The sequence below is a fragment of the Aquimarina litoralis genome (genome assembly GCF_039523995.1).
Classification (GTDB): Bacteria; Bacteroidota; Bacteroidia; order Flavobacteriales; family Flavobacteriaceae; genus Aquimarina; species Aquimarina litoralis.
This window is the reverse complement of sequence record NZ_BAAAGE010000001.1, coordinates 2,159,478-2,177,414: the sequence shown is the minus strand read 5'-3', so window position 1 is coordinate 2,177,414 and position 17,937 is coordinate 2,159,478. Positions and strand designations below refer to the sequence as shown.

The following is a 17,937-nucleotide window of genomic DNA, read 5'->3' as shown; positions in this document are numbered from 1 at the left end:
ACCACAAGGTGACCAAGGTGTAACGGGTGCACAAGGACCACAAGGTATTCAAGGTGTAACGGGAGCTCAAGGACCACAAGGTGATCAAGGTGTAACAGGTGCGCAAGGACCGCAAGGTGTAACAGGACCGCAAGGTATTCAAGGTGTAACAGGAGCTCAAGGACCGCAAGGTATTCAAGGTGTAACAGGAGCTCAAGGACCGCAAGGTATTCAAGGTGTAACAGGAGCTCAAGGACCGCAAGGTGACCAAGGTGTAACGGGTGCACAAGGACCACAAGGTGACCAAGGTGTAACAGGTGCACAAGGACCACAAGGTATTCAAGGTGTAACAGGAGCTCAAGGACCGCAAGGTGATCAAGGTGTAACAGGTGCACAAGGACCGCAAGGTGATCAAGGTGTAACAGGTGCGCAAGGACCACAAGGTATTCAAGGTGTAACGGGAGCACAAGGACCACAAGGTATTCAAGGTGTAACAGGTGCACAAGGACCACAAGGTATTCAAGGTGTAACAGGTGCGCAAGGACCACAAGGTGACCAAGGTGTAACGGGAGTACAAGGTCCACAAGGTGACCAAGGTGTAACGGGAGCACAAGGACCACAAGGTGATCAAGGTGTAACAGGTGCACAAGGACCACAAGGTGACCAAGGTGTAACAGGTGCACAAGGACCACAAGGTGACCAAGGTGTAACAGGTGCACAAGGACCACAAGGTATTCAAGGTGTAACGGGAGCACAAGGACCACAAGGTGACCAAGGGGTAACAGGTGCACAAGGACCACAAGGACTTCAGGGACCTCAAGGTAATCAGGGACCACAAGGCGCACAAGGACCTACCGGTGCACAAGGTATACAAGGACCTACAGGAAGTGTTCCTAGTGGTGGTGGTTTAGATGTTATCTGGGCCGAAGAAAGTGGAGGATTAAATGTAGGGACAGGTTCAGGATTCCAATTCTCATTTGGTAACGGTGCCACCAGTCAATCTGGTGTAGTTGTGGGATATGAGTCAGTAGCTACTAAGCTTTCTTTCTCAAGTAGAACCGCAGCAACAGGAACTATAGAGTTATATGTAAATGGTGTTGCAACAGGTAGAACAATTACCGTGACATCAGCTACATCGAGTATAGTTAATATCACACCGTTATCGTTAGTAGAAACCGATAGAGTGACCTTTAGAACTATTGCTGATGATGGTGCTGCAAGAGGTTCACAAATTGTAGTTGGTGTCGTTATACAGACTGACGGAGTTACCGGACCGCAGGGACCTGCAGGAGATCCTGCAACTGATGATCAAGATCTTTCATTAACTGGAAATATTTTAAGCTTAACAGGGGACCCAACTCCTACTCCAGTGATCGATCTATCAACTTACTTGGATAATACTGATGATCAGACAGCATCAGAAGTTAATTCTGACACTCCTGTAGATGTTGATGGAGATGGTAATACAGAGGCAACAGTAGAAGACGTTATTCAGGATATAGCTCCTATTACGTCTAAAGCTGCAAGAATATTCTATCCTCCATCTATCGCAATCGATGCGAGTGTATTATCAGCAAATCCAGCTGCGCCAGGAGATGAAAGTATCAATTTATATCAACAGTATATAGATCAATTTACGTTAGCAAATGCTGCTACCTCTGCATCAAGTGCAGGTTCACCAGGAGCAATACCGACATATCTAGCAAATGAATTATACTATTATGTAACGTTTTATGATCCTACAGTTTTTGCTAACGTAGCAATAGACGCTAATGGAGTTATGACGTATGACATTATAGGTACTCCTTCTGACTTTAACTCACTAATTAATGTAGTTTTCGTTGTAAGGTAATTAAGTTATAGAAGGTTTAATGAATTTAACACACAAAACATATTACCTGTTCTTAGTGCTTTTAATAGCATTGCCAAACATCCATTTGTTTGGTCAAGATACCTTTTTGGATGATTTCAACCCAGCTAACTACTCTGGAAATGATGGAACTCAAAACTGGAATGGTGATTGGGTAGAAAATGATTTTGGCGGAACAAATCCTGCAGGAGGAAGAATACTAATAAATAGTAATCAATTAAGGTTTCGGAATTTTGATGCCGACTTAAACCTGTATATTTTAAGAGATGTAGACTTATCCGCTTATTCAGCTGCAGTACTTACGTTTGATTATAATAGAAGTAGTGGAAATGAAAGTGTTGGAGCATTCTTTCTCAATACAGCAACCGGTTTTTATGATTTAGCGGTAGCAACCCCTACTGGTGGAGCAGCTACTGGAAGTCTAAGTTTTAATATCCCTGCAGCATATATAAACGCAAGTTCATCCTTACTTTTCTTTTCTAATAGTGGAAACTGGGGAGGTAGTGAAACTGTTTTTATTGATAATGTTCTTATTACTGCAACCGGGTCTACCCCAGAAATCTCCATTAACGACTTAGCTGTTAATGAAGATGCAGGAACCCTTGATCTTACAGTTACTCATTCTGGAGGAACTACTGCAGGAAGTTTTACTATTGATTATAGTACTACCAATATATCTACAGTAGCAGCAGATTTTAATGGTAGTACCTCAGGTACTATTACATTTACTGGAACCAGTTTAGGAACTCAAACCATTTCTATTCCTATTTTGGATGATACCATAGCTGAAGCTGCAGAAACTTTTTCTGTTAATTTAAGTAACCCAAGTGATGGTTCTGTATCCATAACAGACTCTCAAGGAATTGGAACAATCAATGCCAGTGACGCAATATCCATAACGATTGATAATATTTCGGTGAGTGAAGCAGACGGAACAGCCACTTTTACTGTAACTTCTTCAGGAGGTTCTTTACCAGGTGGGTATACCATAGATTTTACCACTGCAAATAATACTGCTACGATTGCGGATAATGATTATACTGCAACAGGTGGTTCTTTAACATTTTCTGGAAGTTTAGGAGAGACCGAAACCATAACTGTACCTATCTTAGAAGATACAGATATTGAGGGTACAGAAACTTATTTCGTCAATTTAAGTAATCCTAGTAGTGGCTTTGTTTCAATCACCGACAATCAAGGTTTAGGAACAATTGAAGATAATGATGCAGGAATTAGTATTAACGATGTATCAGTTAATGAAAATGCTGGAAATATAACATTCACTGTTACTCTAACAGGCTCAGTTTCTGGTGGATTTAATGTTGAATATGCTACTTCAAACAACACCGCCACTGCACCTAGTGATTACACTGCTACTATAACTCCAAACCCTACTCTAAGCTTTTCCGGTACTGATGGAGAAACTGAAACGATTACAATTCCTATTATTGATGATAATATTGTAGAACCAAATTCAGAAAACTTTTTAGTAACACTAAGCAACCCAAGTGTTGGATCAGTTACACTATCAGATGCCCAAGGAATTGGAACTATTACTGATGATGATGATGCTAACATAAGTATTAATGATATTTCTGTTAACGAAGCAGCTGGAACAGCAACGTTTACAGTTACACATTCAGGTGGAGGAAATATTTCTGGAGGATTTACCATAGAATATGCGACTGCTAATAACACAGCTGTTTCTCCTGGTGATTTTACAGGAACAGGATCACCTAACCCTACCCTTTCCTTTTCAGGGACCAGTGGAGAAACTGAAACTATTGTTGTTCCAATTATTAATGATATTGATGTAGAAGGAACAGAAACTTATTTTATAAATCTTATTAGTTCTAGTAATTCCTTAGTAACAATTACAGACAATCAAGGTTTAGGTACCATTATTGATGATGAAGCACCTTTTATTATAACAGATACAGTAACCGATAATACCTGTAGTGGGATTTTTGTAGATAGTGGCTCTGTAACCGGACAATATAGTAATAACGAAACGATCACCTACACTCTTTGTCCAGATACTCCAGGAAGTTCGATAGTTTTAAACTTCACTTCTTTTGATGTCGAAGATGGTTTTGACTTTTTACAAGTATATGAAGGTACAACCACTACCACACTGATTGACACATATGATAATGGCAACATTCCAACCTCGATAGTATCAACGGATCCTTCAGGATGTTTAACTTTTATCTTTGACTCCGATGGTTCTGTTACCGGAAATGGTTGGCAAGCTACTATTTCGTGTAGTTCTTCTTCAAGTTTTGTAACAGTTAATAATGTTACTGTTAATGAAAATGCTGGCACTGCTACGTTTACTGCTACTCACACAGGTGCAAATGTACCTGGTGGATTTTCTGTAAGCTATACCACACTAGATGATACTGCTTATGCTGATTCTGACTTTGTAAATACAACAGGAACGTTAAACTTTTCTGGAACTTCCGGAGAAGTTCAAACAATTACAGTACCTATAATCAATAACATTTTCGGAGAAAACACAGAAACATTCTTTGTGAATTTAAGTAATTCTACTTCCCCTTTAGTAGGATTAATAAATGGAGTTGGAACTATCTTGGATGATGGAGATGCTGCCGTTGGAGATGATGTTCCTCTTACTATTTTTGAAGATTTTAATGGTTATTATGACTATGCCCTTACAGCAGGCACATTGCGAACAGCAGATGAAGGTGTAGATCCTTGTTCGATAACAACCTCTTCTTCCAATACTTTAACAACTCCAATTTTAGCTGGATCTACAATAGAAAGAGCCTATTTAACTTGGGGACACTCCGGTTTAGCTGCTGATGATGTAGTTACATTTCAAGGGCAATCTGTTACTGCAGATGTAGTAAACACAGCATTTGGCTTTTACTATGGGATGGTTAGTGATGTAACCTCTATAGTTACTAGTTTACCAGATCCTTCTACTGCAACTTATACATTTACCGATTTAGCAATTGATAATAGCACTACATACTGTGGATCGGTTGTATTTGGAGGTTGGTCTCTATATATTTTCTATACCAATCCTACCTTACCGGCTGTAAGTATTAATATGTATAATGGTTTCGACGCACAGGGAGGAGGAACAGGAGCGGTAGTAACTTCGAGTTACACTCTTGATGGTTTCTTTGCCATTGGATCGTCTGGATCCAAAACTTCTGTACTATCCTGGGAAGGAGACCCGACGAGAACTGGAAATGAAATTATATCCGTGACCACCGGTGCGGGGACTACAAATTTAACAGGAGATGGTAATAACTCACCTACTCTAGCAAATGTATTTAATTCTACCATTTATGATGATACTGCCAGTCCAGTAATTAATGATTCTTCTTTGTTTGGTTTTGATTTAGACACTTATGACATTTCATCACTTATCGCACAAGGTGAAACGACCGCAACTACGAATGTCCAGACCGCTGGAGACTTTGTTATACTTAATTCTGTATTACTAAAAGTACCTAGTAACCTAATAACCGGAACTGTTTTCGAAGACATCAATTACCCAGGTGGAGCAGGAAGGGATTTAGCGACTTCTTCCGGTGTTGGTATCGAAGGTGTATTAGTAGAATTATATGATAATACTGGTACTTTTGTTGATTCTGACATTACAGACGCTAACGGAGATTACAATATTGGAGGAATGGCTAACGGAACCTATTCATTACGTGTAGTTAATAATACTGTAAACTCAACAAGAGGAGGAGGAACCGCATGTGCCAATTGTTTACCTGTTCAAACTTTTAAATCAACATTTGCGTCCAGCACTCTAAGTCCTGTAACCAATGAAGTGGGTGGAGCTAATCCTGCTAATCAAGATGTTGCTGCCGGAACCCTTATCGGTGCGCAAACTGTATCTACAATTACAATAGCTAATGAAGGTGCTGTAGATGTAGATTTTGGTTTCAATTTTAATACTATTGTAAATACCAATGCTACAGGACAAGGTTCTCTTGGTCAGTTTGTAGTAAATGCTAATAATTTAGATGAAACAGGATTAGATATTGAAACGAATAGCATATTCGATCCTGCTGCAGGTGAAGACGTATCTATCTTTATGATACCTCCTACTGGTGATCCATTAGGTAGAACAGCAGATGCAAACTTTGCCACGGGATTCTTTGATATCAACTTGCCTAATGCAAATCCACTTGATATTATTACCGACGATGCGACACATATTGATGGAAGAACTCAAACGGCTTATTCTGGTGATACAAATGCTGGAACCGTTGGATCAGGTGGCACAAACGTTGGTGTATCTGCCACTACTTTACCAAACTATAATCTGCCTGAAATTCAAGTAAGAAGAGATGGAGGAGAAATTATCCAATTACAAGCCTCGAATCTAGTGATTAGAAATTTATCAATTTATGGTGGAAACCTAAGAGGTATTCGTCAGGATTCCGGATCAGGAAATTTGGTTACTCAAAATTTATTAGGGGTAAATGCTTTAGGAGTTGTTGGTACAGTAGGTGTTGGAAGTTATCAAGATGATGGAATAGAAATAAGTGGAGGAACGGTTACTGTTGACGGTAATTATATTGCTTCCAATACAGATTTCGGAATTTCTGTTAATGGAGGAACTTCATCCATAATACAAAATAATCATATTACGAATAATGGGTTTAGAGCCTGTGAATATAACGTAAGAATTGCAAACGGAAGCGGTGTTATCATTAGAAACAATCTTATTGATGGCTCTGCAGCTACTGGAATTTTTGATAACCAAGGAAATGTAGTTATTTCTGAAAATACAATTACTACATCCGGTAGTAATAGTGGAGGCGGATGTACCGATCTCAGTGGAATCAATTTAGTACAAAGCAATTCTTCCGTAACTAATAATATTATTACTAATAATGCTGGTGCTGGAATAATTGTATCAGGTGGCACAACTTCTGGAAATCTTATATCGCAAAATTCTATTTTTGCAAATGGAACTGTTTCAGATGCGCTAGGTATCGATATAGCCAATGATGGAGTTACTCTTAATGATGCAGGTGATGTGGATGCAGGGCCTAACGGAAGTCTTAACTTCCCCATTTTGCAGTCTGTAACAATATCTGGAACAAACCTTAGGATAGTTGGATGGTCTAGACCTGGAGCTACCATAGAAGTCTTTTTAACCGATATTAATCAAGGTACGGCTACTGCTGGAGATAATCAACTTGGGCTTACTCAGGATTATGGTGAAGGACAGATATATCTTGGTTCTGGAGTTGAAGGAGGTGGTTCTGACTCTGACACAAACGTATCGCTTTACAATGATGCTGATGGAAGTACGGATACCACAAATAGATTTAATATCATTATACCTTTATCCTCAGCAATCCCAATAGGAAGCTTAGTAACCTCAACAGCAACTTTATCAAACTCAACCTCGGAATTTGGAAATGGAACGATCGTAGGAGGAGCTACCGTGATAACTAATAGAAAAATAACCTATAGAGTAAATCCTAACTAGCAATTCCGATTTACTAACTATTAACTATTAAATTAAAAAATAAAACGTAAACATTATAGAACCCTTATTAACTAAAAAATTGAGATCACCAAAACACTATGCATAAACATCGTCATCAATGTAACATATTCACTAAAAAATACAATTCAGGGCTTTAAACACTCCAGAATTCTTCATTTTTTATTACCAATTTATGATCAATTTATCTATCACACAGACTAAATTTTAGTTTGTTAGGATAATATGCTTTTAAACTTTTTGTAAGATTAAAAGTAGGCCAAAACAGCTAATCGTGTCATAAAAACCATTCGTCGACTATAATTTGCATTTCAACGATACTTTTGGGAAAATTTTTTAGCAAAAAATTATTATGTATGAATAATTTTTTTATATTCGCAGTAACAATTTTACGGTTAACCCGTAAAAACAATATTTTGAATTTGATGCCCCTACAAAAATTCTACATAGTTGCTCTTTTATTTGCTAGTTTTTTAGCTCAAGCACAACAATCTTTTCACAATTTCGGAAATGTGCAAATACATGATCAAGGTCAAGTGGGTTTCCATATGGATTTAGAAAATGATGGCACTTTTGATCAAAATGCTGGATTTACTGGTTTTTATAATCAAAACAGTTTAACAGTATCTGGAACAAATAGACCTGTCTTTAATGATGTTGAGGTTGATGTACAAGATGATTTATTTCTCGAGGTTGCTATGGGAGTTACAAATTTCCAAGAATTTACAAATGGTAGAGTAATTACTCCTAGAGACCAAAAAAATGTTTCTTTGGACTATTTAAACGACGCTCCTTACCTAGGAGAAAATAACGATCGCTATGTAGATGGTTACGCTTCTATCACTGGAGAGTTAGATTTTACTTTTCCGATTGGTGATGATTTTCGTTTAAGACCTGCACGTATCGAAAGTTTTGCTGCTACTAATACAGCAAAAGCAGCATACTATTTTGAAAATCCTAATTTCCCAAACTTCTTTTCTGAAAGTTTCGACACTAATGAATTTGGTGACTTACTATTTGGTATAAGTATTTTCGAATTTTGGGACGTAGATGGTGATCAAGAAACAAGAGTTACACTAACTTGGGATGCTAACAGCAATATACCTACTTTGGTAGAAGATTTAGAAGACCTTAGGGTTGTAGGATGGGAGCCGAATTTAAGACAGTGGGTTAATCTTGGTAATGCAGGTTTCACAGGAGATCTTGATAATGGAGAAATTACATCAGAGATTATCGTACCGGATAATTACACAGTACTAACTTTTGGAACTTCTAGTGTTATCCTTGATGGCGACTTAGAAATCTTTACAGCTGTTTCACCAAACGGTGATGGATTTAACGATACTTTTGTTATTCAAGGTTTAGCTCAATTTCCAGATAATGAACTTTTTATCTATAACCGTTGGGGAGTTCTTGTTTACAATAAAAAAGGATATCACGAAGTTCAACAATCTGAAGAAGCATTTAATGGCATTTCACAAGGTCGAGCTACTGTAGCCAAAGGAGAAGAGCTTCCAGTAGGTACTTATTATTATGTTCTTAATGTCGAAGGTATTAAAGATAGAGCTGGTTATCTGTACTTAAACAGATAATATTCTTATCCTTAATACACATAGTAATTATTTTCCAGTTCCATAAGGATGAGGAATATTCGACCCAAACTTGTTCTAAAACTATATAATTTCATAAATCTTGTTAAAAAAAGAACTTCTCTATTTTATAGACCGAATTTGTTGATTATTATTTCGTAATTTCTTCTAAATAGTTTTAATTTTAGCTAAAGTTTAAAACAGATATTATTTTTTATGAAAGAAAAATCAGGAAAAATCCAGGATATTATAGATAAGAAGTTTTTAGAAGAACGTAGCGTTTTCTTATGGGGGCAAGTAGATGATAAATCTGCAAAGCACGTCATAGATAGATTGATGTATTTAGACATGATCAATGATGAAGAAATCAAACTATATATTAACAGTCCAGGTGGGTATGTTACATCGGGCTTTGCCATGTATGATACTATAAAAGCCCTAAAAAGTCCTGTATCCACCATATGCACAGGATTAGCCGCATCGATGGGGTCTATACTTCTAAGTGTTGGCGAAAAAGGTCGCAGGTTTATTCAACCAAACGCTAAAGTTATGATACATCAACCTAGTGGTGGAGCAAGGGGACAAGCTTCTAATATAGAAATTCAGGCAACTGAAATTTTAAAAACTAAAGAGCTGAGTGCTCAAATTTTAGCAGACAACTGCGGACAAGATATTGAAAAAGTACTGAAAGATTTTAATCGTGACTATTGGATGGATGCTCAAGAATCTTTGGACTACGGCATTGTTGACGGGATCTTATCTTAATTGTATCTAGTTAAAGCTTTATCAACTTTAATAACTTCTGGTAATTTAAACAGTTAGACATCATGAAAAGAAAAAAATTCATTGAAGTAAGTGCACTTGGAGTTATAGGCTTATCATCAGTTTCCTTTGCTGATTTACAATCTAGCATCTCCAAGAAAGATCTGATGGGTAAAGGAAATCCTGTACTTGTTGGCGAAGGATATAAACTCAGAAAAAAGGCCAACCAAGCATTTTCTAAAATGAAAAGTGCAGCCTTACAGCAAGGTATAAAGCTAAAAGTTGTTTCTAGTTATAGAGATTACGCACACCAAAATAGAATTTGGGAACGAAAATACGAACGATACCTAGCAAGTGGCCTCTCTCCTATTAAAGCTATTGAAAAAATAATTCAATACTCTACGATTCCTGGTACTTCTAGACATCATTGGGGTACTGATTTAGATATCGTAGATGGTAGTGTAAAACAACCTAGAGATGTTCTTTTAGAAAAACATTTTCATAATGGAGGTCCTTTTTCTAGATTTAAAACTTGGATGGACCATAACGCTAATGATTATGGTTTTTATTTAGTATATACCAATAAAAAAGGAAGAAAAGGATTTAAATATGAACCATGGCATTATTCTTATGCTCCCAGTTCTGTTCCTATGCTTAAAGAATTTCGAAAATTAGACATTAAAACCGAACTTCAAAAAGCCGTTTTAATGGGTAGTACTAATTTCACTTCTAAATTCATTCAAAAATATTTGAATGAAAACATTCTTGACATCAATCCAAAATTATTGTAACACATACTAAATTTATGATATACTAGTTATATAAAACAAAGCCCTCAATCTTATGAATACCTTTTTAAAATATTTATATGTAGTATTAGCTATTGCATTCGTTACCTCATGTTCTTCTGAAGATGATGTTGACAATCTAAGTGAGCAAAACTCAGAACTTGTTAATGAATTGAATATTGCAGATGCTATCTTAACATTAGTAAATCAACATAGACAAAATCAGGGATTATCTCCTTTATCTAAAAATAATACGGCGGAGCAATTAGCAATTGATCATACCAGATACATGATTTCAGTAGAGCAAATTAATCATGATGATTTTGCTCAAAGAAGTGATGCTCTAAATGATCAAGAAAATGCTACCGCCAGCGCTGAAAATGTGGCTAGATTTTATCAAAATGCTCAGAGCGTTGTAGATGGATGGCTTAACAGTTCTGGCCACAAAGACAATATTGAAGGTAATTATACCTATACAGGTATTGCTGCTATTAAAGATGAAAATGGTAGATACTACTATACACAACTTTTTTATCGATAACCATGCATCCGCTATGCTAGTTAGCACTACACAAGCTCAATAGCTTAATCACAAAACCTCTAGTAGTTGCTTACCAAAGATGAATAAAAACATTAATTGGTAAGCAACTTTTATATTTAGTAACTTTATACATTAGAAAACAGCCATATACTAACCAATATATAACTCCATGAGACGCGGTGGTTTAAAAATTAGAATACTCATAGGTCTGGCTATTGTAGCCTTTGCTTTCATAAAAAAGTGTAACAACAAAACACTTAATGAATATACCAATAGAGTCCAAAATATAAATATGACAACCGACCAAGAAATAGCTATTGGACTTCAAAGCGGACCAGAAATGGCAAGACAACATGGTGGTCTATATCCAGATGAGAGATTACAAAATTATGTTGACAATGTCGGAAATAAACTAGTTGACAATACTATGGCTAGAGAATCTCCTTATCGATACGAATTTCATCTATTAGCAGATCCGAATACGATTAATGCGTTTGCATTACCAGGTGGTCAAATATTTATCACTTATGCTTTATATTCAAAATTACAAAATGAAGATCAGTTGGCTGGGGTCTTAGGGCATGAGATTGGTCATGTTTTAGGAAGACATTCTGCAGAACGTATTGCAGAACATGAATTCTGGAAAACCATTTCTACCGGAGCTTCAGTTGGTGCAGACGCTGGTGGATTAGTTAGTGGAATTGGACAGAATATTTTACTGGGAAATGGAAGGGATGATGAGTTAGAAAGTGATAAATTAGGAGTGTTATTTATGATTAAATCTGGTTATAACCCACAGGAAATGGTTGGGGTTATGGAAATACTAAAAAAAGCTGCTGGCCCTAATCGAACTCCAGAATTTCAAAGTACGCATCCTGATCCTGATAACCGCATCGAAAAAATACAAGAAGCTATTGAAGAGTATAGCATACAATAAAAAACTTCGATTAGCGAGAACTAATCGAAGTTTTTTGTCCGATTTAAACCGTCTTTGTCAGTAGCGCACTTAGGACATTTCCTTTAAAACCTCCATAGCTTCTTTAGCATTTGCTAATTCAGCGAGCTTCATTGCTGTATTACCCTGATTATCTTTTGCTCCTACCACAGCTCCTTTTCCAACCAATAATCTTATCACATCTGCTCGATTATAGCGAGCTGCATACATTAATGGTGTTTTTCCACCTATTCTTAGATTTACATCACTTCCATCTTCTATCATTTTTGCCACAGTTTCTAAATCACCTTTAATAACTGCCTTAAAAAAAGGATCTATGTTATTATCTACGAGTTCATAATCATAAATATCTAAAACCTGTAAGTCTTCTGAAGCGAAGTTTACAGAACTGATGAAAAGGATCATCAATACTGTCATAATTGATTTTTTCATAATGTTGCGAATTATTATAGTTAGTATATGAATTAAACTTTAGAGACCCTAAACGGCATCTTGATTTATAAAACGTTTTTAATTTACAGATAATTATTTAATAATTCACTTAAAATTCTAATAATATTTTAAAAAATTAACTCTTTAATAATACATATTTAAATAAGAAATAAAATAACCTTCATCAAAACTGTGGAAGATTATGTGTATTGTAAGTTTCTTTTTTTTAACCGAATAAGAATTAAATTATCATTAGCTAAACCCCATGAATTATATGAATTACTTATTTTAAGCACCATTGAAAAGAATCTATTAATAGTTCCTCAAAAAAAAACTAAAAACGTACATAATCCATATTTAAAATTAAGATCTAAGCAGTATCTGTTTTTGGGCACTTCTATTCTATATTGTACTTTAGCTTCCTATTCTGGATTAAGAGAATATGAAATTCTAGTAAAACATACACCAAAATCATCTAAAGAAAAATGAACAAAAAAGTAATCCTAATGATTCTTGATGGATGGGGAACTTCACCAGACCCAAAAGTTTCTGCCATTGACAATGCTAAAACTCCATTTATAGATAGCTTATATACTAAATACCCTAATGCTGCTTTACGAACCGATGGTCTTCATGTAGGGCTACCGGATGGTCAAATGGGAAACAGCGAAGTAGGACATATGAATTTAGGTGCTGGAAGAATTGTATATCAAGATTTGGCTAAAATAAATATGGCCATACAAAATAATACACTCAAAGATGAATCTGCTCTTATAGATGCATTAAACTATGCAAAAGAAAATGGTAAAAATGTTCATTTGTTAGGATTGGTTAGTGATGGTGGTGTACATTCTCATATTAATCATATAAAAGGTTTATTGGATGTAGCACATTCTAAGGGCTTTGAAAATGTATTCTTGCATGCATTTACAGATGGTAGAGACGTGGATCCAAAATCAGGAATTGGTCATATACAAGATATTCAAGAATATATGACTAAGACTACGGGTAAATTAGCTTCTGTAGTAGGTAGATATTATGCCATGGATAGAGATAAAAGGTGGGAACGCGTAAAACTAGCTTACGATCTTATTGTTAATGGTATAGGAACGACCTCTTCTAACATCATAGAAAGTATCCAGAAAAATTATGACGAGGACATTACAGATGAGTTCATAAAACCAATCGCTTTAGTAGAAGGAGACACTCCTGTAGCAACTATTAAAGAGAATGATGTTGTCCTATTCTTTAATTTTAGAACAGATAGAGGACGAGAACTCACTGAGATGTTATCGCAATCAGATATGCCAGATTACGATACCAAAAAGTTACCGTTATACTATGTAACTATGACAAACTATGATGAAAATTTTAATGATATTAAAGTAATCTATGATAAAGATAATATTACTGAAACTTTAGGAGAAGTATTATCTAAAGCTGGTAAGAAACAAATTCGTATTGCTGAAACAGAAAAATATCCACATGTTACATTTTTCTTTTCTGGAGGCCAGGAAGAACCATTTGAGGGAGAATCCAGAATTCTTAGAAATTCTCCGAAAGTTGCCACTTACGACCTAAAACCAGAAATGAGTGCTTATGAACTAAGGGATGCCCTTGTTCCTGAACTACAAAAAGGAGATACCGATTTTGTATGTTTAAATTTTGCGAATGGTGATATGGTTGGACATACAGGAGTAATGGATGCGGCAATAAAAGCTTGCGAGGCGGTAGATGAGTGCGTAAAAGATGTAGTTACAAATGGTTTAGAAAATGGATATACTACCATTTTAATTGCCGATCATGGTAATTGTGAAACTATGATTAATCCAGATGGATCTCCACATACTGCGCATACCACTAATCCAGTACCAATGATCATGATAGATAAGGAAGAAATAAAAGTAAAGGATGGAGTACTAGGCGATATTGCTCCGACTATCTTAGACTTAATAGGTATAGAACAACCAAAGGCAATGACTCAAAAGACATTGTTGGTAAAATAAAAACAAATCCATAAAATAAAGATGAGTTCTCAATCACAGACTCATCTTTATTTATGACTCATTGTTATAAAGATAAAATACATATCTGTTTATTTTATTAATTAATGTATTTATCTTCTTAGCGCATACGCTGATCCTTGAGCAAGCTCATTGATAAAGTTAGCACACATTTTAAAACTGAACTGAAAAAAGGGGTATAAATACTTCATGACTATATTATTTTAAGTTATACTCCAAAATTAATCAGTATTCCTCGCTAGAATTTATTTTTTCGACAAGTCATATCTGAATAAAGATCAAATGCTGTTTTCATAAGATAAATGAAAAAGCATTTATTAATTCAATACTCATTTTAGTATCTTTAAAGTAATTTTAGCAATATTTATAGAATTACACGCAGCGTATTCCTGAATTCTCAGTTGTATTTTATGAGAGTAAGCACTAACCCTTATTCATGAATAAACAAGAGCAAGGCAAACTGGTAAAAGCTTGTAAAAAGAACGACCGGTATGCCATGGAAAAAATATACAATACTTTTATGCCGAGAATGCTCGCGGTAAGTCTGCGCTATTGTAAAAACAGATCAGACGCAGAAGATATTGTTCAGGAAGCTTTTATTAAAGTATTTAAAAGCATAAAAAAATATAAGGATCAAGGAACATTAGGAAGTTGGATCGAAAGAATTGTAATTAATTGCGCTATTGATCACTGGCATAAAATGAAAAAAACAGTACTTGTAGATAATGCAGAACTGATAGAAGAACGAGAACCCCATGAATTAAATGAAATCGAACAACAAGAATTAGCCAAACAGCTATCTACAGAAAAACTTAGAAACCTTATTAATGATTTACCAGAACAATATAAATATGTATTAAACCTTTATGCTATAGAAGGATATTCACATAAAGAAATTGGAAAGATTTTAAAGATTAAAGAGAGTACCTCTAGGTCTAATTATACAAGAGCAAGAAAAAAGCTTTTAGAGAACATGAGAGCTAAAGGAATAAAAAAATATTAGTTATTCGGCAGAAATAGGAATAAAATGAAACAAGATAAAGATCTTTTTGAAGAACTTTTACAGTCAAAATTTAAGGATGATACCATTATATCTTCTAGGGATAATTTTAACCAAATTTTCGATGCTGTTCAGAATAAATCCGATGATAAAAAACTATTCTACTGGTACGCCATAGGTATTATTCTCTTAATGTCTATTGGGGTATTTACGCTCTATTATTTTAAAAATATTAAGACTACTAAGGAAAAAGAGGTAACTACTGAAATTTCTACTCCTACAGAAAACAAAAATCTCGTTTCAAAACCAGTAGACAGTGTATATAATAAGAATGAAAAAGAAATTACAGTTGATACACTAGTACAGCCCATTCAAACGAACAAAGAAAATCAAATCCCGAATAAAGTAGACGTTACCACGCTTAGAGCAGAAGATGAAATTATCGAAAAAGGAGTAATTACAATTACCTACACTGCATCGAGCAAATACGCATCCACAGAAAAAACTAAATACAATCAACTACCAGATTCGAGCACTATTGTAGTTAGAAAAAATAGTAAAGTAAACTTCACCGCCACCAAACAAGGATTTCGTAGAGCGGATATTAATGGAATTGTATTTTTTAATGTAAAAGACAACGAAAATCAACCATTTATCATTTTCGGAAAACATTGTAAAATACAAGTTACTGGTAATTCATTTGCTATTCATTCTAATACTAAAGCTGATATAATGACTTTGATCCAGGGTACTGCAAAAGTTGTACACAATAAAACCAAACAAATAAAAGATTTAACTCCTGGAGAAAGCCTCAAAGCGAATAATAATGGAATCACAACACTCAAAAAAGCTCCAAATCAATTCGCCTGGAAAACTAAAGAACTTAATTATGATAATGCTCTTGTGAATTCAGTTATTCAAGACTTAGGAGACAATTATGATGCTAAAATCATACTCAAAAATCGCGACATTCTTAACTGTAGATATTCCGGTACTTTTACCGACGACAACATCGCAAATATCTTAAAAGAACTAACGACTTCTTTGAAATTAAAGTTATCTAAAAAAGACGGCATATTCCTAATAGAAGGAAAAGGTTGTGATCTATAATCTGCCCTTAAAAGCTTTAAATAACATCATATCAATTTGAAATAAAACGAAGATCATTTCTTACTATCTATAAAAGAAAAACGTATTGTTAGAAGATATTAGCAGACAGTATTCCATTTGATAACATTAACAGCTAACACATCAAATAAGTACTGATGGGCGCGTATTAAACTAAACCACTTAGACAACATAAGTTCCCTGTAAGATATCAAACTCTAAAAGACAACATTTTATTAATTCTGAAGAATAGAGAAATAAAAATCATAATAAAACCTTCATACCAGAATATATAAAACTAAGTAGCTTTCTAAAAAAAGCGCATAAAAAAACTGCTTGAAAATAATCTCAAGCAGTTCTTAAATTTAACTAAACTATCTATTATAAATCAAAAACAATAGATTCTCCATTATCTCCATTGAGCACCACTTCTTTATCACAAGACCCATCTCCAAAATCTATATTAAAGTTAACTCCAAAACTACTAGAGAAATCCAATGATCCTTGTACTGGATATTTTAAGAAAATAGGGCGATCAAAACATGCTACTTTATACACCAGTGGGTTACCACTTACCGATTCAGATTTCATAAAATAAGTTTGTGTAATCCCTTCTACCAAAGAAGATTCTTCTAAAGTAATTACTTCATCTGCAGTAAATCTATTCTCGAATGTAAAATTCCTATTTGCTGTATAACGATATGAATCACCATCAGGCTCGGTAATAACACCATCGATAATTACATCGAAAACTTTTGTTGTTTCTGTACTTAAATCCGCATTTTGTTCTGCCACTCTATATCCGTCAAAACTATAACCTTCATCTCCTCTTACATTCTTAAAAACAGTTGAGTCTTTCCACTTTTCCTGAAACACTCCTGCTACATAATATTCTAATCTTCCGGTCCAATCATCAAACTGACATTGTTCTTCGGTATAATTTAAGACCATCTTGCTATAGTAATCATAGTTTGCAAACCCAGGTATAGGGTTTTCGTTATAGGCAATCAATAATTCTAATGATTCGCAACTGCTAGAAGAACTCTTAGAAGAAGCTTGAACTTCATTAAAAGCTTGTTCTGAAATTAAGTCAAAATTATCCATAGCTCCATCTAAGCTATTATACATTTCAAAATTTTCTTTATCAGAATTCTGAATAGCTATAGTATCATCCATATCCTCTACAGCACAACTCGCGATTAATCCTAAAACTACAATACAAATCAATAATTTTTTCATGGTTTACTTTTTTTAATGAATTTTACAATGGGTTTTCTATTACTAAAACCTGAAAACTCAAAAACGCTGCGTACTTTTTTGTTTTTTTATGTTTTTCTTTTCCTTTTTTTCAAAAAAAGCCTTTAAACACAAGGGATTTCAA

The 17,937-nt window shown here is 35.0% G+C and carries 11 protein-coding genes and 1 pseudogene; 10 read left to right on the top strand and 2 right to left on the bottom strand.

Annotated features, from left to right (window positions below; genetic code table 11):
* From ABD077_RS08885 to ABD077_RS08855, 7 genes and pseudogenes are all read left to right on the top strand, one after another.
* A pseudogene (locus ABD077_RS08885) lies at positions 1–1,831 on the top strand (hypothetical protein); the annotation flags it as partial.
* A 19-nt stretch (positions 1,832–1,850) separates the two neighbouring features.
* On the top strand, positions 1,851–7,340 hold the full coding sequence (locus ABD077_RS08880) for a beta strand repeat-containing protein (protein WP_343911955.1): 5,490 nt from the start codon (positions 1,851–1,853) through the stop codon (positions 7,338–7,340).
* Between the two features lie 374 nt (positions 7,341–7,714).
* Positions 7,715–8,950: a T9SS type B sorting domain-containing protein gene (locus ABD077_RS08875; RefSeq protein WP_343911954.1), complete on the top strand. Its 1,236-nt coding sequence runs from the start codon at positions 7,715–7,717 to the stop codon at positions 8,948–8,950.
* A 213-nt stretch (positions 8,951–9,163) separates the two neighbouring features.
* On the top strand, positions 9,164–9,712 hold the full coding sequence (locus ABD077_RS08870; RefSeq protein ID WP_299602640.1) for a ClpP family protease: 549 nt from the start codon (positions 9,164–9,166) through the stop codon (positions 9,710–9,712).
* 62 nt (positions 9,713–9,774) lie between these two features.
* A complete protein-coding gene (locus ABD077_RS08865) occupies positions 9,775–10,500 on the top strand; it encodes a M15 family metallopeptidase (protein WP_343911953.1) in 726 nt (241 codons plus the stop codon).
* A gap of 52 nt (positions 10,501–10,552) precedes the next feature.
* A complete protein-coding gene (locus ABD077_RS08860; protein ID WP_343911952.1) occupies positions 10,553–11,038 on the top strand; it encodes a CAP domain-containing protein in 486 nt (161 codons plus the stop codon).
* Positions 11,039–11,207: 169 nt separating this feature from the next.
* Positions 11,208–11,975, top strand: a complete 768-nt coding sequence (locus ABD077_RS08855; RefSeq protein ID WP_299602646.1) for a M48 family metalloprotease — start codon at positions 11,208–11,210, stop codon at positions 11,973–11,975.
* 69 nt (positions 11,976–12,044) lie between these two features.
* Here the strand turns inward: ABD077_RS08855 and ABD077_RS08850 are convergent, their stop codons facing one another.
* Positions 12,045–12,425 carry an ankyrin repeat domain-containing protein gene (locus ABD077_RS08850; RefSeq protein ID WP_343911951.1) on the bottom strand — a complete coding sequence of 127 codons (381 nt, stop codon included), beginning with the start codon at positions 12,423–12,425 and terminating at the stop codon, positions 12,045–12,047.
* Between the two features lie 485 nt (positions 12,426–12,910).
* Between ABD077_RS08850 and gpmI the strand changes: the two genes are divergently transcribed.
* The 3 genes from gpmI (at position 12,911) to ABD077_RS08835 (ending at position 16,559) form a co-directional block, all read left to right on the top strand.
* The gene (gene gpmI, locus ABD077_RS08845; protein ID WP_343911950.1) at positions 12,911–14,431 is read left to right on the top strand and encodes a 2,3-bisphosphoglycerate-independent phosphoglycerate mutase; all 1,521 of its coding nucleotides are present in this window, start codon (positions 12,911–12,913) and stop codon (positions 14,429–14,431) included.
* 454 nt (positions 14,432–14,885) lie between these two features.
* Entirely contained in the window at positions 14,886–15,452 is a 567-nt protein-coding gene (locus ABD077_RS08840) for an RNA polymerase sigma factor (protein ID WP_343911949.1), read from the top strand.
* A 24-nt stretch (positions 15,453–15,476) separates the two neighbouring features.
* Positions 15,477–16,559 carry a FecR family protein gene (locus ABD077_RS08835; protein WP_343911948.1) on the top strand — a complete coding sequence of 361 codons (1,083 nt, stop codon included), beginning with the start codon at positions 15,477–15,479 and terminating at the stop codon, positions 16,557–16,559.
* Positions 16,560–16,937: 378 nt separating this feature from the next.
* On the opposite strand, the gene ABD077_RS08830 is transcribed toward ABD077_RS08835, so the two are convergent.
* Positions 16,938–17,795 (bottom strand): hypothetical protein, encoded by an 858-nt coding sequence (locus tag ABD077_RS08830; RefSeq protein WP_343911947.1) that lies wholly within the window; start codon positions 17,793–17,795, stop codon positions 16,938–16,940.
* Positions 17,796–17,937: the final 142 nt, after the last annotated feature.